General features: G+C 68.8%; 25 protein-coding genes. 5 read left to right on the forward strand and 20 right to left on the reverse strand.

All coding sequences use genetic code 11. The features are described from left to right. Positions 1–58 precede the first annotated feature (58 nt). The 7 genes from carB to gloB form a co-directional block, all read right to left on the reverse strand. Complete coding sequence (gene carB / locus ACYP33_RS06580; protein WP_459620501.1) at positions 59–3,313, reverse strand: carbamoyl-phosphate synthase large subunit; 3,255 nt, start codon at positions 3,311–3,313, stop codon at positions 59–61. Between the two features lie 51 nt (positions 3,314–3,364). Then, positions 3,365–4,042 (reverse strand): leucine efflux protein LeuE, encoded by a 678-nt coding sequence (leuE, locus tag ACYP33_RS06585; RefSeq protein WP_459620502.1) that lies wholly within the window; start codon positions 4,040–4,042, stop codon positions 3,365–3,367. A 23-nt stretch (positions 4,043–4,065) separates the two neighbouring features. Beyond that, on the reverse strand, positions 4,066–5,211 hold the full coding sequence (gene carA, locus ACYP33_RS06590; protein ID WP_414449873.1) for a glutamine-hydrolyzing carbamoyl-phosphate synthase small subunit: 1,146 nt from the start codon (positions 5,209–5,211) through the stop codon (positions 4,066–4,068). Positions 5,212–5,552: 341 nt separating this feature from the next. Next, positions 5,553–6,791: an MFS transporter gene (locus ACYP33_RS06595; protein WP_459620504.1), complete on the reverse strand. Its 1,239-nt coding sequence runs from the start codon at positions 6,789–6,791 to the stop codon at positions 5,553–5,555. Positions 6,792–6,935: 144 nt separating this feature from the next. After that, positions 6,936–8,504 carry a transglycosylase SLT domain-containing protein gene (locus ACYP33_RS06600; protein ID WP_459620506.1) on the reverse strand — a complete coding sequence of 523 codons (1,569 nt, stop codon included), beginning with the start codon at positions 8,502–8,504 and terminating at the stop codon, positions 6,936–6,938. After that, positions 8,440–8,637 (reverse strand): hypothetical protein, encoded by a 198-nt coding sequence (locus ACYP33_RS06605; protein WP_414452006.1) that lies wholly within the window; start codon positions 8,635–8,637, stop codon positions 8,440–8,442. The genes ACYP33_RS06600 and ACYP33_RS06605 overlap by 65 nt, the downstream gene beginning before the upstream one ends. Before the next feature lie 162 nt (positions 8,638–8,799). After that, positions 8,800–9,606, reverse strand: a complete 807-nt coding sequence (gene gloB / locus ACYP33_RS06610) for a hydroxyacylglutathione hydrolase (RefSeq protein ID WP_459620508.1) — start codon at positions 9,604–9,606, stop codon at positions 8,800–8,802. A gap of 19 nt (positions 9,607–9,625) precedes the next feature. Between gloB and ACYP33_RS06615 the strand changes: the two genes are divergently transcribed. The 3 genes from ACYP33_RS06615 (at position 9,626) to dnaQ (ending at position 11,696) form a co-directional block, all read left to right on the forward strand. Next, positions 9,626–10,438: a class I SAM-dependent methyltransferase gene (locus ACYP33_RS06615; protein WP_414444554.1), complete on the forward strand. Its 813-nt coding sequence runs from the start codon at positions 9,626–9,628 to the stop codon at positions 10,436–10,438. Then, entirely contained in the window at positions 10,435–10,884 is a 450-nt protein-coding gene (gene rnhA, locus ACYP33_RS06620; RefSeq protein WP_459620510.1) for a ribonuclease HI, read from the forward strand. The genes ACYP33_RS06615 and rnhA overlap by 4 nt, the downstream gene beginning before the upstream one ends. Positions 10,885–10,964: 80 nt before the next feature. Continuing rightward, the gene (dnaQ, locus tag ACYP33_RS06625) at positions 10,965–11,696 is read left to right on the forward strand and encodes a DNA polymerase III subunit epsilon (RefSeq protein WP_414449879.1); all 732 of its coding nucleotides are present in this window, start codon (positions 10,965–10,967) and stop codon (positions 11,694–11,696) included. A gap of 22 nt (positions 11,697–11,718) precedes the next feature. Here the strand turns inward: dnaQ and ACYP33_RS06630 are convergent, their stop codons facing one another. Continuing rightward, complete coding sequence (locus ACYP33_RS06630; RefSeq protein ID WP_459621053.1) at positions 11,719–12,051, reverse strand: YnfA family protein; 333 nt, start codon at positions 12,049–12,051, stop codon at positions 11,719–11,721. A 596-nt stretch (positions 12,052–12,647) separates the two neighbouring features. On the opposite strand from ACYP33_RS06630, the gene proP reads away from it, so the two are divergent. Then, positions 12,648–14,129: a glycine betaine/L-proline transporter ProP gene (gene proP / locus ACYP33_RS06635; RefSeq protein WP_414444550.1), complete on the forward strand. Its 1,482-nt coding sequence runs from the start codon at positions 12,648–12,650 to the stop codon at positions 14,127–14,129. 172 nt (positions 14,130–14,301) lie between these two features. Here proP and ACYP33_RS06640 read toward each other — a convergent pair whose 3' ends face one another. The 11 genes from ACYP33_RS06640 to mdcA form a co-directional block, all read right to left on the reverse strand. Beyond that, the gene (locus tag ACYP33_RS06640) at positions 14,302–14,508 is read right to left on the reverse strand and encodes a hypothetical protein (protein ID WP_206127117.1); all 207 of its coding nucleotides are present in this window, start codon (positions 14,506–14,508) and stop codon (positions 14,302–14,304) included. Between the two features lie 136 nt (positions 14,509–14,644). After that, positions 14,645–15,274, reverse strand: a complete 630-nt coding sequence (locus ACYP33_RS06645) for a glutathione S-transferase family protein (RefSeq protein ID WP_414444549.1) — start codon at positions 15,272–15,274, stop codon at positions 14,645–14,647. Positions 15,275–15,373: 99 nt separating this feature from the next. Beyond that, positions 15,374–16,228, reverse strand: coding sequence for an alpha/beta hydrolase family protein (locus ACYP33_RS06650; RefSeq protein WP_459620514.1), 855 nt, complete (start codon positions 16,226–16,228; stop codon positions 15,374–15,376). Positions 16,229–16,321: 93 nt separating this feature from the next. Beyond that, positions 16,322–16,879 carry a phospholipase D-like domain-containing protein gene (locus ACYP33_RS06655; protein ID WP_459620516.1) on the reverse strand — a complete coding sequence of 186 codons (558 nt, stop codon included), beginning with the start codon at positions 16,877–16,879 and terminating at the stop codon, positions 16,322–16,324. 183 nt (positions 16,880–17,062) lie between these two features. Next, the gene (gene mdcH / locus ACYP33_RS06660; RefSeq protein WP_459620518.1) at positions 17,063–17,995 is read right to left on the reverse strand and encodes a malonate decarboxylase subunit epsilon; all 933 of its coding nucleotides are present in this window, start codon (positions 17,993–17,995) and stop codon (positions 17,063–17,065) included. Next, entirely contained in the window at positions 17,992–18,858 is an 867-nt protein-coding gene (gene mdcB / locus ACYP33_RS06665; RefSeq protein ID WP_459620520.1) for a triphosphoribosyl-dephospho-CoA synthase MdcB, read from the reverse strand. Before mdcB ends, mdcH begins: the two co-directional genes overlap by 4 nt. After that, a complete protein-coding gene (gene mdcG / locus ACYP33_RS06670; protein WP_459620522.1) occupies positions 18,855–19,592 on the reverse strand; it encodes a malonate decarboxylase holo-[acyl-carrier-protein] synthase in 738 nt (245 codons plus the stop codon). Before mdcG ends, mdcB begins: the two co-directional genes overlap by 4 nt. Next, entirely contained in the window at positions 19,567–20,283 is a 717-nt protein-coding gene (gene mdcE, locus ACYP33_RS06675; protein WP_459620523.1) for a biotin-independent malonate decarboxylase subunit gamma, read from the reverse strand. The genes mdcG and mdcE overlap by 26 nt, the downstream gene beginning before the upstream one ends. Continuing rightward, entirely contained in the window at positions 20,270–21,193 is a 924-nt protein-coding gene (locus ACYP33_RS06680; protein WP_459620525.1) for a biotin-independent malonate decarboxylase subunit beta, read from the reverse strand. Before ACYP33_RS06680 ends, mdcE begins: the two co-directional genes overlap by 14 nt. Continuing rightward, positions 21,190–21,507 (reverse strand): malonate decarboxylase acyl carrier protein, encoded by a 318-nt coding sequence (gene mdcC / locus ACYP33_RS06685; RefSeq protein WP_414444541.1) that lies wholly within the window; start codon positions 21,505–21,507, stop codon positions 21,190–21,192. The genes ACYP33_RS06680 and mdcC overlap by 4 nt, the downstream gene beginning before the upstream one ends. 77 nt (positions 21,508–21,584) lie before the next feature. After that, on the reverse strand, positions 21,585–23,231 hold the full coding sequence (gene mdcA, locus ACYP33_RS06690) for a malonate decarboxylase subunit alpha (RefSeq protein ID WP_414449889.1): 1,647 nt from the start codon (positions 23,229–23,231) through the stop codon (positions 21,585–21,587). Positions 23,232–23,430: 199 nt separating this feature from the next. On the opposite strand from mdcA, the gene ACYP33_RS06695 reads away from it, so the two are divergent. Continuing rightward, complete coding sequence (locus ACYP33_RS06695) at positions 23,431–24,279, forward strand: LysR family transcriptional regulator (RefSeq protein ID WP_414444539.1); 849 nt, start codon at positions 23,431–23,433, stop codon at positions 24,277–24,279. Between the two features lie 54 nt (positions 24,280–24,333). On the opposite strand, the gene ACYP33_RS06700 is transcribed toward ACYP33_RS06695, so the two are convergent. After that, the gene (locus tag ACYP33_RS06700; protein ID WP_459620528.1) at positions 24,334–25,254 is read right to left on the reverse strand and encodes a 3-hydroxyacyl-CoA dehydrogenase NAD-binding domain-containing protein; all 921 of its coding nucleotides are present in this window, start codon (positions 25,252–25,254) and stop codon (positions 24,334–24,336) included. Positions 25,255–25,371: the final 117 nt, after the last annotated feature.

A 25,371-nucleotide genomic window follows, 5' to 3' on the forward strand; every position in this document is an offset into this window, starting at 1 on the left:
GGTGAACCGGAAACGCCGCCTAACCGCGGCCTGTGAGTGCCTGGGAAAACCCGACGACTTAGTTTAGGCGAGCGTGAAGACCTTGTAAATCATAGACTTCGAGGTCCTTCAGGTAGCGCAAACCTTCGACCGCGGCGCGAGCGCCCGACATCGTCGTGTAGTACGTCACCTTCTGCGCCTGCGCGCTCATGCGGATCGAACGCGAATCGGCGATCGCCGTGCGCGTCTCGTCGACCGTCGTGAACACCAGGGCGATCTCGCCGTTCTTGATCATGTCGACGATGTGCGGACGGCCGTCCTTCACCTTGTTGACGACCTTGACCGGCACACCGGCCGCCTCGATCGCGGCAGCCGTGCCGCGCGTGGCGACGATCGGGTAGCCGAGGTCATGCAGCATGCGAGCGACTTCGACGGCCTTCGGCTTGTCGGCGTCCATCACGGTCAGCAGCACCGTGCCCGATTCCGGCAGGCGCGAGCCGGCCGCGAGCTGCGACTTGAACAGCGCTTCGCCGAAGGTCTGGCCAACGCCCATCACTTCGCCGGTCGAACGCATTTCAGGTCCGAGCACCGGGTCGACGGTCGGGAACTTGACGAACGGGAACACCGCTTCCTTGACGCTGAAGTACGGCGGCACGACTTCCTTCGTCACGCCCTGGTCGGCCAGCTTCTGACCGACCATCGCGCGCGCCGCGATCTTCGCGAGCGGCAGGCTGGTGGCCTTCGACACGTACGGCACCGTGCGCGAGGCGCGCGGGTTCACTTCGAGCACGTAGATGACGTCTTCCTTCGAACCATCCGCCTGCGGCACTTGCTGGATCGCGAACTGCACGTTCATCAGGCCGACCACGTTCAGCGCACGGGCCATCGCGCCGGTCTGGCGCTTCAGTTCGGTCACGGTTTCCGGCGACAGCGAGTACGGCGGCAGCGAACACGCCGAGTCGCCCGAGTGAACCCCCGCCTGTTCGATGTGCTCCATCACGCCGCCGATGAACACGGCTTCGCCGTCGCAGATGCAATCGACATCGCATTCGATCGCGTCGTTCAGGAAGCGGTCGAGCAGCACCGGCGAATCGTGCGACACCTTGACGGCCTCGCGCATGTAGCGTTCGAGGTCGCGCGGCTCGTGGACGATTTCCATCGCGCGGCCACCCAGCACGTAGGACGGGCGCACCACCAGCGGGTAGCCGATTTCGGCGGCCAGCGCGAGCGCTTCGTCTTCGGCGCGTGCGGTGCGGTTCGGCGGCTGGCGCAGGCCCAGGCCCTGCAGCAGCTTCTGGAAGCGCTCGCGATCTTCCGCGGCGTCGATCATGTCCGGCGAGGTGCCGACGATCGGCACGCCCGCGGCTTCGAGATCGAGCGCGAGCTTCAGCGGCGTCTGGCCGCCGTACTGCACGATCACGCCGACCGGCTTTTCCTTGTCGACCACTTCGAGCACGTCCTCGAGCGTCAGCGGCTCGAAGTACAGGCGGTCGGACGTGTCGTAGTCGGTCGACACGGTTTCCGGGTTGCAGTTGACCATGATGGTTTCGTAACCGTCCTCGCGCATCGCGAGCGCCGCGTGCACGCAGCAGTAGTCGAACTCGATACCCTGGCCGATCCGGTTCGGGCCGCCGCCCAGCACCATGATCTTCTTGTTGTTGGTCGGCTGCGCCTCGCACTCTTCCTCGTAGGTCGAGTACATGTAGGCCGTCTTGGTGGCGAACTCGGCCGCGCAGGTGTCCACGCGCTTGTAGACTGGGCGCACGTTCAGTTCGAGACGGCGCGCACGCACGTCGGCCGCGCTGGCGCCGAGCAGGGTTGCCAGGCGACGATCCGAGAAGCCGCTCTGCTTCACGAAGAACAGCTCTTCCTTCGACAGGCTGGCCAGCGTGCGGCCGCGCAGCGCCGCTTCCTTCTGGATGATCTGTTCGATCTGAGCCAGGAACCACGGGTCGATCGCGGTTTCCTCGAAGATCTGCTCGGCCGTCAAGCCGACGCGGAACGCATCGCCGACGTACCAGATCCGATCCGGGCCCGGCTCGCCGATCTCGCGGACGATCTCGTCGCGGTCGGTGGTCTTCTCGTCGAGGCCGTCGACGCCCACTTCGAGGCCGCGCAGCGCCTTCTGGAACGACTCCTGGAACGTGCGGCCGATCGCCATCACTTCGCCGACCGACTTCATCTGCGTGGTCAGGCGCGAATCGGCTTCGCGGAACTTCTCGAACGCGAAACGCGGGATCTTCGTGACGACGTAGTCGATCGTCGGCTCGAACGAGGCCGGCGTCTGGCCGCCCGTGATTTCGTTCTTCAGTTCATCGAGCGTGTAGCCGACCGCCAGCTTCGCCGCGACCTTCGCGATCGGGAAGCCGGTGGCCTTCGAGGCCAGCGCCGACGAACGCGACACGCGCGGGTTCATTTCGATGACGACCATGCGGCCGTCCTTCGGGTTGATCGAGAACTGGACGTTCGAGCCGCCGGTGTCGACGCCGATCTCGCGCAGCACCGCGAGCGACGCGTTACGCAGGATCTGGTATTCCTTGTCGGTCAGCGTCTGGGCCGGTGCGACGGTGATCGAGTCGCCGGTGTGCACGCCCATCGGGTCGAGGTTTTCGATCGAACAGACGATGATGCAGTTGTCCGCGCGGTCGCGAACCACTTCCATCTCGTATTCCTTCCAGCCCAGCAGCGATTCCTCGATCAGCAGCTCGCGGGTGGGCGAGAGGTCGAGGCCGCGCTTGCAGATTTCCTCGAATTCCTCGCGGTTGTAGGCGATGCCGCCGCCCGAGCCGCCCAGCGTGAACGACGGGCGGATCACGGTCGGATAGCCGCTGCTGCCGGTCAGCGCGGCGATTTCCGCCTGCACCTGCAGCGCTTCTTCCATCGAATGCGCGACGCCCGACTTGGCCGAACCGAGGCCGATCTTGGTCATCGCGTCCTTGAACTTCTGGCGGTCTTCCGCCTTGTCGATGGCTTCCGGCGAGGCACCGATCAGCTCGACCTTGTACTTTTCCAGCACGCCGTGGTGGTGCAGGTCGAGCGCGCAGTTCAGCGCGGTCTGGCCGCCCATGGTCGGCAGGATCGCGTCCGGGCGCTCCTTGGCGATGATGCGCTCCACCACTTCCCACGTGATCGGCTCGATGTACGTGACGTCGGCCGTGTTCGGGTCGGTCATGATCGTCGCCGGGTTGCTGTTGACGAGGATGACCTTGTAGCCCTCCTCGCGCAGCGCCTTGCATGCCTGCGCGCCCGAGTAGTCGAACTCGCACGCCTGGCCGATGATGATCGGGCCGGCGCCGATGATGAGGATGCTCTTGATGTCTGTGCGTTTTGGCATGGCTCGAATATTCAATAGGTAATCGTTAATGCGTGGCGGCGGCGGAGTCGGTCATCGGAGCGTCGCGAAGGCGAGCTTGAGGCCGAAGCCGATGAACAGACTGCCCACGCCGCTCGCCGCGCCCGCCGCGAGCTTGCGGCGGCGGCGAAACTGTTCGGCAAGACGCGCGCCCGCGAAGATCAGCGTGCTCAGGTACAAAAAGCTCGCGAACTGCGAGATCGCGCCCAGCACGACGAACGACACCACCGGATACCGGTAGGTCGGATCGACGAACTGAATGAAGAACGAAATGAAGAACAGGATCGCCTTCGGGTTCAGCAGGCTGACGACCAGCGCCTTGCGGAACGGCCGCTCGCCGTCCACCGGGCGTGCGTTGGCGGCCGGGGCGCTGGCGACGGGCGTGCCGTTGCGCGCGGCGCGCAGGGCCTGCCAGCCGCTGCGCAGCATGTTGAACCCGATGTAGAACAGATAACCGGCGCCGCCGTACTTGACGACCGAGAACAGCAGCGGGTTGGCCTTCAGCAGCGACGCGACGCCGGCCGCCGACAACACCATCAGGACGGTGTCGCCGACGAACACGCCGCACGCGGCACGATAGCCGGCCTTGACCCCGCGCTGCGCCGCGAGCGACAGCACGTACATCGAATTCGGGCCGGGCAGCAGGATGATGAACACCACGCCCACGACGTAGGTCCAGAAATCCGTGATCCCGAGTGCATGACCGAACATGATGCGCCGTCTCCGTTCTTCGCTCAGGCGCCGTGCGCCTTGGCCTTGTCCATCAACGCCGTGAAGCGATCGAACAGGTAGCCGATATCGTGCGGGCCGGGCGAGGCTTCCGGGTGGCCCTGGAAGCAGAACGCCGGCTTGTCGGTCAGCTCGAAGCCTTGCAGCGTGCCGTCGAACAGCGAGACGTGGGTCGCGCGCGCGTTGGCCGGCAGCGAATCGGCATCGACCGCGAAGCCGTGGTTCTGCGACGTGATCACCACGCGGCCGTCGGTCAGATCCTTGACCGGGTGGTTCGCGCCGTGATGGCCGGTTTTCATCTTCAGCGTCTTGGCGCCGACCGCGAGGCCCATGATCTGGTGGCCGAGGCAGATGCCGAAGGTCGGCACGCCGCGCTCGATGAATGCCTTGGTCGCCGCGATCGCGTAGTCGCACGGTTCCGGATCGCCGGGGCCATTCGACAGGAACACGCCGTCCGGATTCAGCGCGAGCGCGTCGGCCGCGCTGGCCTGGGCCGGCAGCACCGTCACGTCGCAGCCGCGTTCGGCCAGCATGCGCAGGATGTTGTACTTCACGCCGAAGTCGTATGCCACGACCTTGTAGCGCGGCGCGGTCTGCTCGCCGTAGCCGCCTTCGAGGCGCCATTCGGTCTGCTTCCAGGCGAACGGTTTATCGGTCGAGACGACCTTGGCCAGATCCATGCCGGCCAGGCCCGGGAACGAGCGCGCCAGCTCGATCGCCTTCGCTTCGTCGTCGGAACCGGCCAGGATGCAGCCGCCCTGCGCGCCCTTGTCGCGCAGCACGCGGGTCAGCTTGCGGGTATCGATGCCGGCGATGGCGACCACGCCTTCGGCGCGCAGGTAGGCGTCGAGGGTCTGGTCCATGCGGAAGTTCGAGGCGAGCACCGGCAGGTCGCGAATGATCAGGCCGGCTGCGTGAACCTTGGTGGCTTCGACGTCTTCGCGGTTCACGCCGACATTACCGATGTGCGGATAGGTAAGCGTGACGATCTGCCGCGCATAGCTCGGGTCGGTCAGGATTTCCTGATAGCCGGTGATCGCGGTATTGAACACGACTTCGCCGATCGTATGGCCGGGCGCGCCAATCGAATAACCGCGAAACACCGTGCCGTCGGCGAGAGCGAGCAAAGCGGGAGAAAAAGACGGCAACACGGGAGGCTCCTTGGGGGACACCCTTGCTGCCGACCTGTCGACCTGCCGCTGGCCGGTTCGCCTCTCGGGAGGCGGTCGCCGGCGCTCGCTCGGCTCACCCGGAAGACGCGCCAGGAACGCGCGCGCTGGCTAAAAGCGCGGGCTGCATTCGGCGGCGTCGCGTGCCGGGCGGCAGGCGGCGGAAGACGGGGATTTGGAGGTAGGCGCTAGGGTGCGGGGTTGAATTGCGCAAACCTTCAAATTATAGCGTGAAACCCCGACTATCTCAAATCTGACTTACCCGGCATTGTGTGACAGGGGTTTGACAGGCGGCCCGGAACACCCGCCCTGCCCGCCCCGGCTCACGATGCGCCCGGTTCGACGCCGGTTCGCGCCCGCCCCGGCCGCCCCGGCAATACGTACCAGATCGCGCCGGCGATCTGCAGCGCCACCAGCACGCCCCACGCCACCAGATGGGCGGCGCGCGGGTAGTGCCCGCCCTGCGTCGGCCATTGCGACAGCACCGCGCCGACGCCCAACTGGAAACCGAAGATCAGCACGAAGATCACCAGCGTCAGCGTGGTGTTCGCACGGCCGATCAAGTGAACGGGGAAATGCTCGGCCAGAATCGCGTAGCTGAGGATGCCGATACCGCCGAACGCGCCGTAGGCGGCCCACAGCACCCCCGCCGGCAGCGGCGCGCCGAGCATGATCGCGATCTGGGTCAGCACGAAGCAGCCCATGCCGATCCCGCAGAACGCGTAGACCGACACGCCGTGCCCTTCCAGCCAGCGCGCCGCCACGCCGGTGCCCACGCTGCCGGCCATCATCGCGAGGCCGATCACCGAAACCAGCGCCGCCGCCTCGTGCGGCGCGAAGCCCATCACGTCGCGCATCCAGGCGCCCACCCACAGCGACTGCATCGCATAGAACACGCCCTGCGTCACCACCGAGAACGACGCGATCTTCCAAAACGCCGGGCTGCACAGGATGTGCCAGGTGCCCTTGAACTGGCTCGCGATGCCGGCCTGTCGGTGCGTGCGTACGGCATCGGGCGCGCCGAGCCAGATCAGCGCGGCGACCGCCACGGTGAACACCGCGAGCGCCGCGCACATGGCGCGCCAGCCCATGAAGCCGAGCGTCCAGGCCAGCGGCGAGCCGACCGCCACGCCGCCGAAGCCGCCCACCGCCATCACGAAGCCGTTGACGAGCGGCAAGCGCGCCAGCGCGAACTGCTCGGCGATCGCCTTGAACGCGGCGCCCAGGCAGACCGACACCCCCACCCCGATCAGCAACCGGCCGGCCATCATCGCCCCGATGCCGTGCGCCATGCCGAACACGGCGATGCCGGCCGCCGCGAACAACAACATCGCCGCCGTCACGCGGCGCGGCCCGAAATGGTCGAGCAGAACGCCGGCCGGAATCTGCGCGCCGGCGAAACCCAGGAAATACAGGCTCGTCAGCAGGCCGAGATCGGCGGCCGACAGCCCGAGGTCGTGCGTGATCAGCGGCGCGAAGCCGAGATTGACGCCACGAAACACATAGGACACGAAATAACCGAGCGAGAACAGCACGAACACGCGCAGCTTGATGGACGACATAGGCACCTCGAAACCACCGCCCGCGCTCGCGAACGGCCACGCCAAACGAAAACGCCGTCACCTCGGTGACGGCGTGGGAGCGGGATCATAAGCGACGCGCGGCGAATCGGGCGAAAGCCCCTCGCGCGCAGCGACCGATTCGCGTTATTTCTTGTTGGTTTTGCGCGAGGCGGACTTGGCGGCCGGCTTGCTGCTGCGAACCGGCTGCTTGGCGGCGGCCTTGACCGGCGCGCGGCGCACGACCTTGCCGCCCGAGCGCAGGCTGGCGCGCTCGATGCGGGCGCCGCCCGTCGTGGTGGCGATCCGCTCCGGCCCCGGCTCGGCCGGCACCGCACGGCCCACCGGCACATGCAGCACCATGGTCTGGCCCGGCATCACCATGTCGCGGCGCGTGCGGTTCCAGGCATGCAACTGCCCGACCGACACGCCGTAGCGGCCGGCCAGCGACGCCATCGTCTGCTTGCGGCGCACCCGGATCAGCATCTTGCGCGTGTCGGGCACATCCGCTTCCATGGCCAGCGCGCCGTTCTCGGCCACGTCGGCGCTGATGTCCTCGTCGTCGTCGTCGGCGCGCGGCACCACGATCGTCGAACCGGGCTTCAGGCGCATGCCGGCCGGAATCTTGTTGACGGCCATCAGCGTATCGGCGTCCACGCCGATCTTCTCGGCGATCGCCGCCGGGCGCGCGCGCTCGGTCACCGTGTAAGTGGTCCACGACGACAGCTGGCCACCGTACGACTTCAGGCCCTTCTCGAACTGCGATGCGTTGTCGAACGGCAGCAGGATTTGCGGCTGCGTCGCGCCGACGATCACCGGCTTCGAGAACGACGGGTTCAGCGCCTTGAATTCCTCGAGCGACAGGCCCGACAACTGGGCGGCCATCTTGACGTCGATGTCGTGCGACGTGGTGACCGTCACGAAATACGGGTGGTTCGGGATATCGGGCAGCGTCAGGCCGTATTGCTGCGGATTCGCGATGATGTTCTTGACCGCCTGGAGCTTCGGCACGTAGTTGCGCGTCTCGTTCGGCATGCGCAGGCTTTGGTAGTCGGTCGGCAGGCCGGCCGCCTGATTGCGCGCGATCGCGCGCTGCACGTTGCCCTCGCCCCAGTTGTACGCGGCCAGCGCCAGATACCAGTCGCCGAACATGTCATGCAGGCGCGACAGGTAATCGAGCGCCGCGCTGGTCGAGGCCAGCACGTCGCGCCGCTCGTCCTGCCACATGTTCTGCTTGAGGTTGTAGGTGCGGCCCGTGCCGGGAATGAACTGCCACATGCCGGCCGCCTTCGCCACCGACAGCGCCTGCGGGTTGTAGGCCGATTCGATGAACGGCAGCAGCGCCAGCTCGGTCGGCATGTTGCGCGCCTCGAGCTCCTCGACGATGTGATAGAGGTACTTCTGCGAGCGCTCGGTCATGCGCTGCACGTAGTCGGGACGCTCCGTGTACCAGGTGGTCTGCATGTCGACGAGGTCGCTCTGCAGGTCCGGCATCTGAAAACCACGGCGAATGCGCGCCCACAGATCGGAATCCTTGGTCGTCAGGTCGCCGACCGACTGCTTGTCGACGTCGACGGTTTCCTTCGAGGTGGCGGACTTGCGGAGAAAATCGGAGGCGGCCTGCGGATTGGAAGCGGCGGCGGCGGGGACGTCAGGCCCGGGGCTCGCACAAGCGGCCAGCAACAGGACCAACATCGCACTGATCAGAAATCGCATGTAAATCTCGGCTTCCAACGGCTGAAAATTGCAGGCGATAGTAAGGTGGCCCGAGCATCGCGTCAATAAAAACGCCGAAAAATGCCAATAAATCCGGTATTTGGGGCGCATTCTCCAGATTCAGCTTGAGCATTGGCTGAATCGAATCAGGCAGTTTCTGATGGCCGTCGCCCGATCATGCGCCGCTTCGCGCCATCGAAACATTGAGAATTGTTGCGCGCGGGCCGCCGGCCTCGCGAGGCGGCGGCCCTACGCGAAGACAGGTCGGGAACAGCGGCAGCGGATAGTGGAACGATCAGCGGAAGCGGTTCTTCCACTCGCGCATCATCGTGAAGGCGGCGAGCCGGTCGGCCGGCGCCTCGTGCAGCTCGGCTTCGAGCGTCGCGGCGATCGCCGGGCTGTCGGCGCGCAGGAACGGATTGACGGCACGCTCGTGGGCGATGGTGGTGGGCAGCGTGGGCACGCCGCGCGCGCGGCGCGCCTGGGCGTCGTCGCGCCAGGCGGCCAGCGCCGCGTTGTCGGGCTCGCACGCGAGCGCGAAGCGGATGTTCGAGAGCGTGTATTCGTGCGCGCAGTGCACCTGGGTTTCGCCCGGCAGCGCGGCCAAGGCGTCGAGCGAGGCCAGCATCTGCGCCGGCGTGCCCTCGAACAGCCGGCCGCAGCCGCACGAGAACAGCGTGTCGCCGCAGAACAGGTGCGGCGCGCGGTTCGCCGCGCCGGCGGCCTGGTAAAACGCGATGTGGCCGCGCGTGTGGCCCGGCACGTCGAGCACCGTGAATTCGAGCGCCGGCTTGCCGATCGCCACGCGCGCGCCGCCCGCGAGCGGCACCGTGACTTGCGCGATGTCCTCGCCGGCCGGGCCGTAGACGGGCACGGGGTCGCCCTGCTTCGGGTCGTCGAGCAGCGCGGCGACGCCGCCGACGTGGTCGGCATGATGGTGGGTGAGTAGAATAGCGGCTAGCCGCCAGCCCCGCGCATCGAGATACCGACGCACCGGGGCGGCGTCGCCCGGATCGACGGCGATCGCGTCGCTGCCATCCGACACGAGCCAGATATAGTTGTCATCGAATGCCGGTACCGGCACGTATTCCAGCTCGTTCATGGGCGCGCACTCAATCGATATGTCAGACCGTCCGATTATAGACTGGCCCGCCTGGAGCGCTTCGCCGCCCGGCCGCTACGTGCTCGAGTGGGAACAGGCCCAGCTCGACCGCGTGGTGTCCGACGTGTTCGGCTTCCACGCCTTGCAACTGGGCCTGCCCCAGCTCGATTCCCTGCGCGAGAACCGCATGCCCGGCCGCGGGCTGGTGCTCGATCCGGCCAGCGGCGCCAGCGCGCCGTTCCGCTTTCCGTGGGCCGGCGACCCGCCCGGCCCGCATCATGCGCCGGTCGGCCGCAGCACCGTCTGGTGCGACCTGCTCGACCTGCCGTTCGAATCGCAGAGCGTCGATCTGATCGTGATGCCGCACACGCTCGAATTCACGGCCGATCCGCACGGCCTGCTGCGCGAAGCCGAGCGCGTGCTGATGCCGGAAGGCCGGCTCGTGATCACCGGCTTCAATTCATTGAGCCTGTGGGGCGCGCGGCAATCGTTCGGCCGCATCGCAAAACGCCCGTTCGTGCCGGGCGCGCGCGATCCGATCGCCTTCATCCGCCTCAAGGACTGGATGAAGCTGCTCGGTTTCGACATCGAGCGCGGCCGCTTCGGCTGCTATCGCCCGCCGCTGGTCACCGACAAGTGGATGTCGCGCTACGCCTTCATGGAAGCGGCCGGCGACCGCTGGTGGCCGATCTTCGGCGCTGTTTACATGGTCACGGCCGTCAAGCGGGTGCGCGAGATACGCCCGGTCGGCCCGATCCGGGTTCGCAAGCCGGCGCGTGCGCCCGCGCTCGCACCGGCCGCGGCCCCTACCACCCATCAAGAGCATTCATGACGTTGCAATCGATCGATATCTATACCGACGGCGCCTGCAAGGGCAACCCCGGCCCCGGCGGCTGGGGCGCCCTGCTGCGCTTCGGCGACCAGGAAAAGGAACTGTTCGGCGGCGAGCCGGGCACCACCAACAACCGCATGGAGCTGCTCGCCGTGATCAAGGCGCTCGAAGCGCTCAAGCGCCGCTGCCAGGTGGTCGTGCATACCGATTCGCAATATGTGCAGAAAGGCATCAGCGAATGGATTCACGGCTGGAAGAAAAAAGGCTGGGTGACGGCCGCCAAGACGCCCGTCAAGAACGCCGATCTCTGGAAGCGGCTGGACGAACTGGTCGCCGGCCACGAGATCGAATGGCGCTGGGTCAAGGGCCACGCCGGCCACGCCGAGAACGAGCGCGCCGACGCGCTCGCCAATCGCGGCGTCGATTCGCTGTCGCAGCAGGCCTGAGCGGCGGCACGCGCCGCGCTCCCCTGCCGCTTCGTCTTCGTTACCGCCGGCCCGCGCGCCGGCCTCACTGAATTACCGACATGCGCCAGATCATCCTCGACACCGAAACCACCGGCCTGAATGCCCGCACCGGCGACCGCATCATCGAAATCGGCTGCGTGGAAATGCTGAACCGCCGGCTGACCGGCAACAATCTGCACTTCTACGTGAACCCCGAGCGCGACAGCGATCCGGGCGCGCTGGCCGTGCACGGCCTGACCACCGAATTCCTCAGCGACAAGCCGAAATTCGCCGAAGTCGCCAACGCGATCTGCGATTTCGTGCGCGGCGGCGAGCTGATCATCCATAACGCGCCGTTCGACATCGGCTTTCTCGACGCCGAATTCGAGCGCCTGAAACTGCCGCCGCTGCTCAAGCACTGCGACGGCGTGATCGACACGCTGGTGCAGGCCAAGCAGATGTTCCCCGGCAAGCGCAATTCGCTCGACGCGCTGTGCGACCGCTTCGGCATCAGCAACGCGCACCGCACGCTGCACGGCGCGCTGCTCGACTCGGAGCTGCTGGCCGAGGTCTATCTGGCGATGACGCGCGGCCAGGAAAGCCTGGTGATCGACATGCTCGGCGATGGCGACGACGAAGGCGGCGCGGGCGGCGGCTCGCGCGTCGCGCTGGCGTCGCTCGCGCTGCCGGTGCTGACCGCCAGCGACGAGGAACTGGCCGCGCATCAAACCCAGCTCGACGAGCTCGACAAGTCGGTCAAGGGCACCTGCGTCTGGCGCAAGGAAGCCGAGCCGGCCACGCCGGCGGCTTGACCCGCCGCGCCCGCGCCATCCTTCAGCCGCGCGGCTGAAGCGCAATCACCGCCATACCGGCCAGCGCCAGCACGGCGCCGGCCGTATCCCAGCGTGTCAGCGGCACGCCGTCGACCACCCGCAGCCAGCCGAGCGCCACCGCGATATACACGCCGCCGTAGGCCGCGTAAGTCCGCCCCGCGGCCGACGGATGCAGCGTCAGCAGCCACGCGAACAGCGCCAGCGATACCGCCGCGGGCACCAGCAGCCACGCGCTGCGCCCCTCCTTGAGCACCTGCCACGGCAGATAGCAGCCGACGATCTCGGCGAGGGCGGTGAGAACGAACAATCCGGCGATCTTGATCAGGTCGGGCATGGGTCGGGAAACGGATTCGAGGGCCACTCGCGGCGGCGAACATTGACGAGGGAAACCGGACAGGAACGGACGCTGCAACGCGCCCGCGCGCATCGCCAGCGCCGTGCCGGCACCGGCTGGATTATCTCCCGCCAATCCCCCACCGGGCGGGGCTGAGCCGGCAATTTGCACGATCTCCTGCGATCGTGGTACTATAGCCGCTCTTTCATTTATCTATTTCGTTCATTCTGTTTGAGCAGCGAGCGTTTGCGGAATTCCCGCCACCGTCTCGTCGCACGAAATATCGATCACAGGCAGGCAGCCGTTTTCGGCCCACCTGCTTCGTTTCAGCGCCCTTTCCAGGGTTCGTTTCCGGTCGCAGGCGCCACGCCGCGTACCGGTCGTCGTCGGTCCCCCTTGTCAGGCCAGCCCGGCGGCAATCTCATGAGCGCATCGACGCGGCGGCCACTGGCGCGCCGCACGCGGCCCCGTCCGATCTCGGCGTCTTCGTGCGCCCGACGTTCCGTGCTGCCACGCCGCTGCGCTCCTCGGCAAACCGTGGCGATGCTCGCGCCTTCCGGCAACGCGCATCGTCCGCTGTCAAAGGAGCCTTCACCTTGACTGCATCACACGTCAGCCCTTCCGCTGTCTCCGCGTCGTCCAGCGACGCCCCCGTCACCGTCAACGACATCACCGTCGTCGATCAATCGCTGCTGAAGCGCGCCGTGCGCGCCATGGCCATCGGCAATGCGATGGAATGGTTCGACTTCGGCGTCTACAGCTACATCGCCGTCACGCTCGGCCAGGTGTTCTTCCCGTCGAGCAACCCGTCCGCGCAGTTGCTGGCCACCTTCGGCACGTTCGCGGCCGCCTTCGTGGTGCGCCCGATCGGCGGCATGGTGTTCGGCCCGCTCGGCGATCGCATCGGCCGCCAACGCGTGCTCGCCATGACCATGATCCTGATGGCGCTCGGCACGTTCTCGATCGGCCTGATCCCGAGCTACGACTCGATCGGCATCCTGGCCCCGATCCTGCTGCTGGTCGCCCGCCTCGTGCAGGGCTTCTCGACCGGCGGCGAATACGGCGGTGCGGCCACCTTCATCGCCGAATTCTCGACCGACAAGCGCCGCGGCTTCATGGGCAGCTTCCTGGAATGCGGCACGCTGATCGGCTATGTGCTCGGCGCGGGCGTGGTCACGCTGCTTACGGCCGTGCTGCCGCACGACGCGCTGACCTCCTGGGGCTGGCGCGTGCCGTTCCTGGTGGCCGGCCCGCTTGGTCTGATCGGCCTGTATATCCGGATGAAGCTCGAGGAAACCCCGGCCTTCAAGCGTCAGGCCGAACTGCGCGAGGCGCAGGACAAGACCATGCCGAAGGTCAAATTCCTCGACATGCTCGTCAAGCACCGCAACGCGATGCTGCTGTGCGTGGGCCTCGTGCTGATCTTCAACGTGACCGACTACATGGTGCTGTCGTATCTGCCGAGCTTCCTGTCGTCGACCCTGCATTTCAACGAAACGCACGGCCTGGCGCTGGTGCTGCTGGTCATGGTGCTGATGATCCCGATGACGATCGGTGCAGGCCGCCTGTCGGACGTGGTCGGCCGCAAGCCGGTCATGCTGGCCGGTTGCGTGGGCCTGCTGGTGCTGTCGATCCCCGCGCTGATGATGATCCGCACGGGCGAGATGCTGCCGGTGTTCGGCGGCCTGATGATCCTCGGCGTGATGCTGTCGTGCTTCTGCGGCGTGATGCCGTCGGCGCTGCCGGCGCTGTTCCCGACCGAGATCCGCTTCGGCGCGCTCGCGATCGGCTTCAATATCTCGGTGTCGCTGTTCGGCGGTACGACGCCGCTGGTCGCGGCCTGGCTGGTGGAACGCACCGGCAACCCGATGATGCCGGCGTACTACCTGATGGGCGCCGCCGTGATCGGTGCGATCTCGGTGCTGGCCCTGCGGGAAACGGCCCGCCAGCCGCTGGCCGGTTCGCCGCCGGCCGTGGCATCGCGCCGCGAGGCGCATGCCCTGGTTCGCGAACTGCGCGAACAGGCGGAAGAAGATAACAACGACGCTTACCATAGCGTATCGGCGGCCCGCGCTTAAGCCACTTCGGCCACTTCAGCCACTTTAGCCGGCTCAAGCCCCTCCGCCGTTCCCAACGCCGCGCCAGCTCGCCAGAGCCGGCGCGGCGTTGTCATTTCCGGGCGCCCAAAAACGAACACCCCCGCCGAGGCGGGGGTGTGGGCGTGTCCGGCGCCGGGTGACGCGGCGCGCTTCAATGCGCCGTGCAACCGCCGTGCCGGCAGGCCATGCAGGTCACGAACGAGCGCGAACGCTCGACCACGGCCCGCATCCCGCGCCCGGCCACCACGAACCCGACCTGGCTCAGGTTGAAGTCGTGCGTCACCATCAGTTGCATCAACGACACCATCGGCAGCACGACGGACGGGTGATACAGACGATTTTCGATGAGGGTTCGCATGACGGGCTCCGACGGGACGATGAACTGACCCGACGAATTCTACGAACCGGCAGCCCGCGGATAAATGGGCTGCACACGAAGTCAGTTGTTTGCCTGCGCGAACAATCGGTGGCAACCCTAGGTTTGCCGCCCCCGCTCAGTCGGGCGGCGTGCTGACGAACTCCGGCAGTTGCTCGGCGCGCGCCGACAGCGCGGCGATGGTCGGGAAGCGCTGCGCATCGAACGGCGCCAGATCGCGCTGGTGGGCGCGCTCCGCCTGCGTGAAGCGCCACGCCACGGCCACCGTCACGTCGGCCTGGGTGATGCGCTCGCCGAGCAGCCAGCCGGTGGTGCCGAGAATGCGCTTCTCGAGCGCGCCGTAAGCGGCGTCGACCTGCTCGACTAGGCGGTCGAGCCACGGCCGATGCACCTTTTCGTCGGGGCGCATGTTGTTCTCGTACACCACCTGCACCGTCTTCTCGGCGGCGACGAGTGCGAGGCCGATCAGTTCGATCGAGCGCAACCGCGCGGCCGCGTCGTCGGGCATCAGCCGTTTGGACGGCTCGACGAGGTGGTCGAGATAGTCGACGATGAGCGACGAGTCGAGCACCATCGTGCCGTCGTCGGTCAGCAGCGTCGGCGCTTTCACGACCGGGTTCACGGCCTTGAACTGGTCGAAATGACGAAACACCGACAGCGGCAGGTGCTCGAACGACAGCCCGAGCAGCTTGGCGGACACGGCGCTGCGGCGAACGTACGGGGAATCCAGCATTCCAATCAGCTTCATCTGACACTCACTCTGGTTGAGGGCGGGACCGACGACTGTAGCAGCCTCGCGTCGCATCGCGCCAGCGTCGATCGTGAGGAGATCTCGCGCGCTGCCCGTTCAGCGTGCGCCGAACCAGGCGGCCAGCGACGGCCAGAGCGCGCGATTGTCGTCGCGGAAATAGCCGACCGCGCCGATCGGGCGTTGGCCCGGGTGCGGCGCGAGGGTGCGGAATTCGACCTCCGCGGCGGTGAAGCGCCGGTGCAGCGCGGCCACGGCGGCGGGCGGCGCGAACGGGTCGTCCTCGACGGCATAGGCCAGCAGCGGGCCGCGATAGGCATCGAAGCCGGCGCGCATTTCCCGGCCCGCCGCCGCCACGCGGCCGCCCGGCCCCCGCCCGCCAACGGCGCAATCGAGCGCGATGCCGGCCGGCACGTCGGCTTCGGCGCCGAGCAGGCGGCCCGGCACGCGCGTCATGAAGCGGCCGGCCAGCGGCAGCGCCACGTAGGTGGCGAACGCAAGCGCGATGCCCGCCGCGCCACGCGCATCGCCGCAATAGCCGGTGCCGGCGGCCACCGTCGCGATGCCGGCCAGCCGCCCGAGGTTCGGCGCAAGGCCCAGCAGGCGGCCGCCCGTCGCATGGCCGAGCGCGAACAGGCGCGCCGCGGGCGCGTGGGTGGCCAGGCAATCGAGCGCGGCGGGCAGATCGGCTTCGCCCCATTGGCGCAGCGTCACGCGATCGGTGTCGGCCACCGCCGTGCGCGAACCGCCGATGCCGCGATTGTCGTAGCTGAGGACCGCGAACCCGGCTTCGGCCAGGCTGCGCGCAAACGCGTCGTAGCGCACGCGCGGCATGCCGAGCGCGCTGTTGATCAGCACCGCCCGTTCAGGGTTCAGGTGGGGAAGATAGAGCGAGCCCGTCAACGGTCGTCCGTCGCGCGCCGCGAACTGGAGAGTTTCGACCGTGATCGCCATCGTCTGCCTCGTCGTGGAAGCGGCTATTGTGCAAGCGAACGACGCGGGCCGCTACCTCGATCGGTGCGCGGTTTGAGGTGTTTGGGTTACGCGTCAGCGCGCCCCGGCGGCCACGCGATACCACTGCCAGAACGTACGTGTATAGGCCTGCGCCAGTTGCGGCACGTCGCGGAATACGTTCAGCGCACGCACGGTCATGGCGCCATCACCGGCGGTGGATGGGCCGTGGGCGGGCGGCGTGACGGCGGTGTCGATCGCCACGGCGTCGTCCGCCACGATGAACGGCGTGCGCGTTGCGCCGGCCCGACGCGCGAACGCCACGTCGATGCCCGATTCGGCCAGAAACGCCGCGCCGCTGTAGCGCGCGGCCGGCGCCGAGCGGTCGAGCACCACGCGCACCGCCACGCCGCGCCGACGTGCCTCGCACAAGGCCGAGGCCAGCGCCGGCGACACCGAGGCATACCCGGCCACCAGCACGCGCCGGTGTGCACCGTTCACCAGTTCGGCCGCCACGCCGAAGGCGTCACCGACATGCGCGAAATAGGCGCTCGCCTCCCCGCCGACAAAGGGCGCGGGCAGCGCGGAAACGGCTGGCGAAGCAAGGGCGAGCGCCGCGCAGGACAGCGCGGTCAGGTAGGCGTGTGGTCTCATCGGGCGCGTATTGTAGTCACGCCGATCGGCCCCGCAAGTGGTTTCTGAGAAGCGTGGCGCGGCGGCGACGAACGCGTGTTCGCGGTGCGGAAAATCGCGCCCGGATCAGGTGCGGAGCGAGCCGCCGAACGGATTGATCGGAGGATTATCGAAGGCCGCCGAACCGTGCCGTTCTTGATGAATTCAGGCCGCGTCGAGCTTCGCCAGCCACGCGGCCAGCCCGTCCCACGAGCGGAAATCGGCCACGCTGCGCGCGGGAACCGCCGGATACGCGCCGGCAGCCATCTCGGCCAATGCGCGGCCCGGCCCCAGTTCGAGGAACGCGCTCGCGCCGGCTTCGACGCAGGCCGCGAGGCATGCGGCCCACTCCACCGGCTCGGCGATCTGCCGCGCGAGCTTGTCGAGGCCATCGCCCACATCGAGCACCACGGCGCCGTCGATGCCGCTGAACAGCCGCGTGCCGGCCGCGCCACGCCCGACGCTCGCCTGCCCGAGCGCGGCGCGAAACACCGGCACGGCGGCGGCCAGCCGTGGCGTGTGCGAAGCGATCCGCACCGGCACCTCGACCACGCGCGAGGCGCCATGCGCCTGCGCCTCGCCGGCCAGCGCGGCCAGCGCCTCGGTGCTGCCGGCCAGCACGCAGGCCTCGCCGGGGTTGACGATCGCGACCGCGGCGTCGTGCCCGGCGCACAGTGCGTCGAGCGCCTCGCGCGCGAGGCCGCGCACGAACAGCATGCCTTCGTTGCCCGCGCTTGCCGCATCCATTGCATCGGCGCGCGCCGCGATCAGGTCGAACGCATCGCGCGCGTCGAACCGGCCCGCCACATGCCACGCGGCGATCTCGCCCACGCTGTAGCCGGCCACGCAGCGTCGCCTGGGCAGCAACGGCGCGAGCCGGGCGTACACGGCCAGCGCATGCAGCGTGCACAAGCGCTGCGCCGCGCCATTTTCACGCAGCGCATCGCGGCCGGCCTCGCGCACCCAGTCGCGCGGATCGCCGCCGAACCAGCGCGACGCGTGCGCGAACAGCGGCGCAGCGGCCGGATCGTCGCCGATCAGGTCGAACATGCCGGGGCCTTGATGACCCTGGCCGGAGCACAGGAGCGCGAGCGTCATTGCGGATCGAGCCCATCGGCGAACAGGCTCATCGCGAGCAGGTCGGCCGTGCCGCCGGGGCTCAGCCGCCGCGCGACGAACGCGCGATGCACGGCGGCGGCCTGCTCGCGCCAATCGTCGGCACCCACGCCGCCGCGTGCCAGGAAATCCCGAGCGGCCTGCTGCGCGAACGCCAGGCCGGCCTCGCCGCCGCGATGCAGCAGATTGGTGTCGTCGAGCGCCGCGATCAGTGCGAAGCAGGCCTGCACGCGCGCCGCCTCGGCGTGGCCGGGGCGCAGCGCCCGCGCGGCGCGCAAGGCCGGCACGCCGATCGCGTAGACCGCCGGAAAGCCGTTGGCCGCCTCGCCGCGCGCGCCGCCGACGCCGTAGCGGCGGATCGCCCGCTCGCCGTGGCTGTCCGACGGACGCGGGCCGCCCAGGATCTCGTCGCCCCATTGCGCGGCAACGCACGCGCCGAGCGTGAGCGCCGGCACCGGTTCAGCGGTCGCTCGCCAGCCCGCCGCCGCGCACAGCAGGCCGAGCCCGAAGATCGCGCCGCGATGGGTGTTCACGCCGCCGGTGGCGGCCAGCATCGCGTGCTCGGCGCGCAGTCCGATCCGGCGCAGCGCCGCCATCTCCGCCCGCGCCGCGCCGGCCCGCGCCAGTTCGGCCAGGAACGGGCGAATCGCGGCGGCGCTGCGCGCGAACGTGGCGGCATCCATATCGTCATGGCTGCCCTGATCGACATGGCTGACGAGGCCGGGCTTCGGCCAGGTCCGCACTTCGAGCCGCAGGCAACGCTCGGCGAATTCGGCAATCGCGTCCGCGGCCTCGCGCGGCGACGGCTTCGCTTCGAACGCAGGCACCCGCATCGGCTGGATCATGCCGCCTCCTTCGCACCGTCGAGAAATTCGCGCGGCGACAGCAGCACCACGCCAGCCGAGGTCTTGGCGACGATCTCGCCGCGCTCCGCCAGCGCCGTACGCAGTTCGCGCCAGTTGGCGCCCGCGCCGTCGGCCCGAATCACTTCGCCGTCGATGCGCATCGGGGCCTCGCCGCCATCGGCACCATCGGCACCATCGGCCAGCGCCGCGACATCGTCGAGCAGCGCCGCGAGCGCCGCCTCGGCATCCGCGCCGATGGGCGCATCGAACAGCAGATCGAGATCGGAACCGGAAGACAGATAGGTCAGGCCCGTCAGGGCCTGCCAGGCCAGGCTGCCGAACGCGCGGCAACCCACGTGATGCCGCCGCGCGATCGCATCGAGCCGATCGAGCGTGGCGCGCCAGTGCGCCGGCGCGGCCTCGCGCAACCGCGCAACGGCGGGCGGCGGCTCGACCGAGACGATCGCCGACTCGGGCACCACCACGCCGATGCGGCGCTTGCCCAGCGACGGCGGCAACGGCAAGCCGAGCGGCACGCCGGCCGCGCCGGCATCGCACGGCCCGGCGCGCCGCACCATCAGCGGCCAGCCGCGCGCAGCCCACTCCCGTACCTCGGGCGGCGCGTCGGCCAGCGCCGGGTGGGCGGCCAGCACGTCGCGCCACGCATCGGGCGCGACGCGCACGACGCTATGACGGATCAAGCCGGCCTCAGCCGGCCGAGCGGGCGAGTTCATGGACGCGTTGCGCGATACGCGCGGCAGCCGGGCGGCCGCCGCGTTCCGCGCCGAGGCGATCGCGGCCGTCGGCGCGATCGGCCGGCGTATCGAACCACGGCGCCAGTTGCGCGCCGAGCGGCTGCGCCGGATCGAGCACGGCGTCGACCGCGCCCGTTTGCGCGAGATTGTCGAGGCCCGGCGCGAACACGGCGGTCGATTTCGCCATCTCCTGCAGCACGTCGAGCGGCAGCTTGGTGACGCGCGAGATCGACGGCAGATCCATCACGGCCGGCTCCGCGCCCGGCAGCGCGACCAGCACGCGGGTGGCGAGCGCGGTCGCGATGAACGCGCCGGCCGCCGTGCCGCCATACAACAGGCCGACGGTCGGATGGCCGCGCAGGCTCGCCAGCATCAGGCTCTTGGCCAGATGCGACAGGCATTCGTTGAGGCCGAGCAATTCGTCGCGCTTACTCATGCGCTGGCTCGCGCTGTCCACCAGCACGAGAATCGGCGTGCGATCACCACGGCGCACCACATCGAGCACGCGCGCCGACAGCCACAAGGCTTCGTCCACGCCCACGAACGCGCCGCCCGACACGCCGATCACGTCCACCGTGCGGCCGTCGACGGTGGCGCGGCCGGCCAGCAGGCCGTCGTCGCGCACCGCGACGTCATGGTCGAAGGAACCGAGAATCTCATCGAGCGTCATCGCGCGTCTCCTGAAGGCGGTCGGCCAGCGCGGCGAAGGCGTCGCCGGGCATGGCGGGAATGGCGTCGGCCTCGGCATCGGTCGCCCCGAGCCGGCGCCAAACGTCGCGTGCGTCGGCGCAATCGCCGAACGCCGCGAGGCGCGCCTCGAGCCGCGTCTGCTCGGCATCGAGCACCGCGAGGTCGAAGCCGTGGCGCACCGCGAGCAAATCGAGCGCGGCGGCGCGGAACGCCGGCAGCGTGTCGTCGACGAAGCGCTCGGCGCCGCCGATCAGCCGGCGATGCTTGCCGCCCATGGTGCGCCAGACCAGCGCGCGATCCTTCGAGTCGAATTCCTCGACGCCGCGATTCGTTTCGATCACCTCGGGCCCGGACACGCTGATGCGGCCCGGCTCCGACACCGCCAGCGCCGAACAGCACGCAGCGAGCAAGCCGCCGCCGCCGTAGCAGCCGGCGCGACCGCCGATCAGCCCGATCACCGGCACGCCGGCCTCGCGCGCATCGACCAGCGCGCGCATCACCTCGGCGATCGCCAGTTCGCCCGCATTGGCTTCCTGCAGGCGCACGCCGCCGGTATCGAACAGGATCAGCACGGGCGTGGCCGATTCGCGCGCGGCGCGCAGCAGGCCGGTGAGCTTCGCGCCGTGGATCTCGCCGAACGCGCCGCCCATGAAGCGGCCTTCCTGCGCGGCCACCAGCACGGCGCGGCCGTCGAGCGCGGCGCGGCCGACGATCATGCCGTCGTCGAACTGGCGCGGCAGCGTGAACAGCGGCAGGTGCGGGCTCATTTCGCGCTCGGCGGGCCCGATGAATTCGGTGAAGCTGCCGGCGTCGACGAGCCCGTCGATGCGTTGCCGCGCCGAGGCTTCGTACCAGCTCGCGCCGGCCGTGGCGAGTTCGAATCCGCTCATCGCTGGCCTCCCTCGATCGCACGGACCGCCTGCGCGAGCCGCAGCGCCACCGTATCGGGACGCGCGCCGCCGTCGTTGATCGAGAAGCGCAGGCCGCCCGGCGAGCGCCGCTCGACGAAATCGGCGACCACGGCCTGCCACACTTCGCCGAAGCCGGTGGCGGCGGTTTGAATATCGATCTCGCAGGCCGCGCCGGGCAGCACACGCTCGACGAGCACTTCGAGATTGCCGGACGCGACCACGCCGACCAGCGCCGACGCCGCATCCCCGCCCGCACGCTCGCGCGCGGTGTGAAGATAGTTGAGCTGTTCCATTCGATCTCTCCCGCCAGCCCGCTCGGGGCCGGCCGAAACGCGCACGGGGGCTCGACTGCCGCCCCGCGCGGCAGGGCTTACCAGTTGCGAAAGCGTGACGGCGGCGAATACAGGCCGCCGGACCAATGCACGAGGTCCTTCACCGAGCGCGCCGCGAGCAGGCGGCGGTCGGCATCGAGCGGATCGATGCCGAGATCCTCGGGGCGGCGGATCACGCCGCGCTCGCGCAGCCGCTCGACCATCTTGCGGTCGCGGCCACGGCCCACGTCCGTGTAGCCGGCCACGCCGCGAATCGCATGCTCGCGCTCGTCGGCGTCGCGGCACAACAGCAGGTTCGCGATGCCCTCCTCGGTCACGACGTGCGTGACGTCGTCGCCGTACACCATGATCGGCGCGAGATCGAGCGAGAGCTTGTCGGCCAGGCGCAGCGCGTCGAGCTTCTCGACGAACATCGGCACGTTCTTCTCGCCGAACGTCTCGCCGATCTGCACCACCAGCTTGCGCCCGCGCCGCAGCGCGGCCGGCGTGTGCGGATCGGCCTCGGCGCCGGCCTTCAGCCAGGGCTCGCTCGAATGGCGGCGCCCGCGCGCGTCGCTGCCCATGTTCGGCGCGCCGCCGAAGCCGGCGATGCGGCTCTCGGTCACGGTGGACGAATGGCCGGCCAGGTCGATCTGCAGCGTCGAGCCGATGAACATGTCGCAGGCGTAGAGGCCGGCCGTCTGGCAGAACGCGCGGTTCGAGCGCAGCGAGCCGTCCGAACCCGTGAAAAAGATGTCGGAGCGCGCGCGGATGTAGTCGTCCATGCCGACTTCGGAGCCGAAGCAGTGGATCTGTTCGACCCAGCCCGATTCGATCGCCGGGATCAGCGTGGGATGCGGATTGAGCGCCCAGTGCGTGCCGATCTTGCCCTTCAGGCCGAGGCGTTCGCCGTAGGTCGGCAGCAGCAGTTCGATCGCCGCCGTGTTGAAGCCGATGCCGTGATTCAGGCGCTTGATGCCGTAGGGCTGATAGATGCCCTTGAGCGCCAGCATCGCGGTAAGAATCTGGGTTTCGGTGATCGCCGCCGGGTCGCGCGTGAACAGCGGCTCGACGAAGAACGGCCGCCCGGCCTCCACCACGAAATGCACGCGGTCGCCCGGAATGTCGACGCGCGGCACGCGATCGACGATGCGATCGACCTGGGCGATCACGATGCCGTCCTTGAACGCGGTGGCCTCCACCACGGTGGGCGTGTCCTCGGTGTTCGGGCCGGTGTAGAGATTGCCGTCGGCGTCGGCGCTGACGGCCGCGATCAGCGCGACCTGCGGCGTCAGATCGATGAAGTAGCGCGCGAACAGTTCGAGGTAGGTGTGCACGGCGCCCAGCTCGATGCGCCCGCCGAACAGCAGCTTGGCGATGCGCTGCGATTGCGGGCCCGAGTAGGCGTAGTCGAGACGCCGGGCGATGCCGCGCTCGAACACGTCGAGGTGCTCGGGCAGCACGACGCCCGATTGCACCATGTGCAGATCGTGGATCTTCGCGCTGTCCACCTCGGCGAGCGCGGTGGCCAGCAGGTCCGCCTGCTTCTGGTTGTCGCCTTCGAGGCAGACCCGGTCCCCGGGGCGTAGCACCGCTTCGAGCAGCGCCGTTGCGTCCTCGGCCGCCACCCGTTTGCCACGCGCGAGCGGCGCGCCCGCCGCGAGGCGTGCGTCGCGGGCCTGCCGCGCCTGATTCCATCCCGTCATTGCGTCTCTCCTGCGATGCGTATCCGGTGCTGGCGATTGTATGCCGCGCCGTGCGGGCCATTGATGAAGTTGCCCAATGCCACTCAGAGGCCGCGCCAATCGATCGCGCGCCGCCCTCGGGCGTCTTGCCGTAAACTGCTGCGACGGCCCAGCCGGGCCGCGCCCGCGCGCCGCTGCCGCCGTTCATCTGGATTCCACCATGCGTTCGTTATCGCCCGAACTGCTGCGCAGTTTCGTCGCCGTCGCCCAGACCGGCAGCTTCACCGCCGCGTCCGAGCGCGTCAATCTCTCGCAATCCACCGTCAGCCAGCACATCCGGCGGCTCGAGGAGCTGCTCGACCGGCCGCTGTTCGAGCGCGACACGCGCAACGTGCGGCTGTCCGCCAACGGCGATGCGCTGCACCGCTACGCGAGCCGAATCCTCGAACTGATGGACGAAGCGGTGATGTCGGTGTGCGGACCGCCGCTGTCGGGCAAGGTACGGCTCGGCATGTCGGAGGATTTCGCGTCGGCCCACCTGCCCGCCGCGCTGGTCAGCTTCATCCAGCGCAATCCCGAAGTCGAACTGGAGATCACCACCGGGCTGTCGGGCGACCTGTTCCACGCGCTCGACGAGGGCCGCCACGACCTGGTGTTCGCCAAGCGCATCGCCGGCAGCCGGCGCGGCCGCGTGATCCGCACCGAGCCGCTGTACTGGTGTACCGGGCCGGCCTCGCCGATCACCGGGCGCGAGCCGGTGCTGCCGCTCGCGCTGCACCCGGAGCCGAGCGTGTCGCGCCAGCGCGTGCTCGAAACCCTGAACGCGATCGGTCGCCCCTATCGGATTGCCGTATCGAGCAGCAGCATCGCGGCGCTGCGCGCAGCCGCGGCGGCCGGGCTGGGCGTGTCGGCGTTTGCCGGCTACGTGATCCCGCAGGGCCTGGCCAAGCTCGAAGCGGGCCTGCCCGCGCTCGGCGACCTCGAATACGTGATCGACCGGCCCGCCTCGGCGTCGCGTTCGACGCTCGCGCTCGAAGCCACGCTGGTGGCGGCAGCGGCGGAGTTCTGAGGCAGGCCGTCGCTACGGCGGCCTGCCCTCATTCGCGCGCGGGCTCGGTTTCGATCAGGGCAGGAAGCTGCGCCGGCGCGCCTCGATCAATTCCACCAGCAGCCGGTCGCGCTCCGCGCCGAGTTCGGCAATCGAGCGCGCACCCTGGATCTCGCGCAGTTCCTCGATCAGCTTGCGATCGACGTCCTCGTTGAACGCCGGCGCGCCGAGATCGTCCCACCAGCTCGTGATCGGCCCCGACAGATGGTCGAGGAAATGCCCCATGCCGCCGTCGCCGCCGCCCAGGTGATAGGTCAGGCCCTGCCCCATCAGCCCCCAGCGCAGGCCCGGTCCCCAGGACACCGCCTTGTCGGCGTCGGCCACGCTGACCACGCCCTCGCCCACCAGGTGATACACCTCGCGGAACAACGCGGCGGCCAGCCGGTTCGCCACGTGGCCGGGCATCTCCTTGTTCAGCACGATCGTGACCTTGCCGAGCTCGTCGTAGAAGCGCTTGGCGCGCGCGATCGCGTCGGGCGCGGTGGCTTCGCCACCGGCCAGCTCGACGAGCGGAATCAGGTGCGGGGGATTGAACGGATGCGCGATCAGGCAGCGCTCGGGATGCCGTTCGCAGGCGGTCTGGATATCGGACATGCGCAGGCCCGACGAACTCGATGCGATCAGCGCCTCGGCCGGCAGGCGCGCATCCAGGCGGCGATACAGCTCGCGCTTGACGTCGAGCCGCTCGGGGCCGTTTTCCTGCACGAAATCCACGCCGTCGAGCGCGGCGTCGAGATCGGCCACGAAACGCAGCTTGGCGCGGCAGGCCGCGAGCCGCGCCTCGCCCATGAAGCGCACGAGCGCCACGTCGAGCCGTTCGGCCGCGTCGGGCGCGGGGTCGGTCACGACCACCTCGAAGCCCTGATCGAGATAGAAGGCGGTCCAGCTTGCGCCGATCACGCCCGCGCCGACGACGGCAATGCGTTGGATATCCATGGGATGCGGTCTCCGGTAGCGAATTCGTTCAATGAATGACGGCGACGATTGTCGCATCGAACGGCTGCGGATCGCCCTGAACTGCTTTGGACCGCCGATTCTCCACGCCAATGAAAA

It is taken from the genome of Burkholderia sp. 3C, from assembly GCF_054589155.1.

Coding starts and splice junctions, on each gene's coding strand:
- carB (WP_459620501.1), bottom strand. CDS start 3,313: ATGCCAAAACGCACAGACATCAAGAGCATCCTCATCATCGGCGCCGGC.
- leuE (WP_459620502.1), bottom strand. CDS start 4,042: ATGTTCGGTCATGCACTCGGGATCACGGATTTCTGGACCTACGTCGTG.
- ACYP33_RS06595 (WP_459620504.1), bottom strand. CDS start 6,791: ATGTCGTCCATCAAGCTGCGCGTGTTCGTGCTGTTCTCGCTCGGTTAT.
- ACYP33_RS06600 (WP_459620506.1), bottom strand. CDS start 8,504: ATGCGATTTCTGATCAGTGCGATGTTGGTCCTGTTGCTGGCCGCTTGT.
- ACYP33_RS06605 (WP_414452006.1), bottom strand. CDS start 8,637: ATGCTCAAGCTGAATCTGGAGAATGCGCCCCAAATACCGGATTTATTG.
- gloB (WP_459620508.1), bottom strand. CDS start 9,606: ATGAACGAGCTGGAATACGTGCCGGTACCGGCATTCGATGACAACTAT.
- ACYP33_RS06615 (WP_414444554.1), top strand. CDS start 9,626: ATGTCAGACCGTCCGATTATAGACTGGCCCGCCTGGAGCGCTTCGCCG.
- rnhA (WP_459620510.1), top strand. CDS start 10,435: ATGACGTTGCAATCGATCGATATCTATACCGACGGCGCCTGCAAGGGC.
- dnaQ (WP_414449879.1), top strand. CDS start 10,965: ATGCGCCAGATCATCCTCGACACCGAAACCACCGGCCTGAATGCCCGC.
- ACYP33_RS06630 (WP_459621053.1), bottom strand. CDS start 12,051: ATGCCCGACCTGATCAAGATCGCCGGATTGTTCGTTCTCACCGCCCTC.
- ACYP33_RS06640 (WP_206127117.1), bottom strand. CDS start 14,508: ATGCGAACCCTCATCGAAAATCGTCTGTATCACCCGTCCGTCGTGCTG.
- ACYP33_RS06645 (WP_414444549.1), bottom strand. CDS start 15,274: ATGAAGCTGATTGGAATGCTGGATTCCCCGTACGTTCGCCGCAGCGCC.
- ACYP33_RS06650 (WP_459620514.1), bottom strand. CDS start 16,228: ATGGCGATCACGGTCGAAACTCTCCAGTTCGCGGCGCGCGACGGACGA.
- ACYP33_RS06655 (WP_459620516.1), bottom strand. CDS start 16,879: ATGAGACCACACGCCTACCTGACCGCGCTGTCCTGCGCGGCGCTCGCC.
- mdcH (WP_459620518.1), bottom strand. CDS start 17,995: ATGACGCTCGCGCTCCTGTGCTCCGGCCAGGGTCATCAAGGCCCCGGC.
- mdcB (WP_459620520.1), bottom strand. CDS start 18,858: ATGATCCAGCCGATGCGGGTGCCTGCGTTCGAAGCGAAGCCGTCGCCG.
- mdcG (WP_459620522.1), bottom strand. CDS start 19,592: ATGAACTCGCCCGCTCGGCCGGCTGAGGCCGGCTTGATCCGTCATAGC.
- mdcE (WP_459620523.1), bottom strand. CDS start 20,283: ATGACGCTCGATGAGATTCTCGGTTCCTTCGACCATGACGTCGCGGTG.
- ACYP33_RS06680 (WP_459620525.1), bottom strand. CDS start 21,193: ATGAGCGGATTCGAACTCGCCACGGCCGGCGCGAGCTGGTACGAAGCC.
- mdcC (WP_414444541.1), bottom strand. CDS start 21,507: ATGGAACAGCTCAACTATCTTCACACCGCGCGCGAGCGTGCGGGCGGG.
- mdcA (WP_414449889.1), bottom strand. CDS start 23,231: ATGACGGGATGGAATCAGGCGCGGCAGGCCCGCGACGCACGCCTCGCG.
- ACYP33_RS06695 (WP_414444539.1), top strand. CDS start 23,431: ATGCGTTCGTTATCGCCCGAACTGCTGCGCAGTTTCGTCGCCGTCGCC.
- ACYP33_RS06700 (WP_459620528.1), bottom strand. CDS start 25,254: ATGGATATCCAACGCATTGCCGTCGTCGGCGCGGGCGTGATCGGCGCA.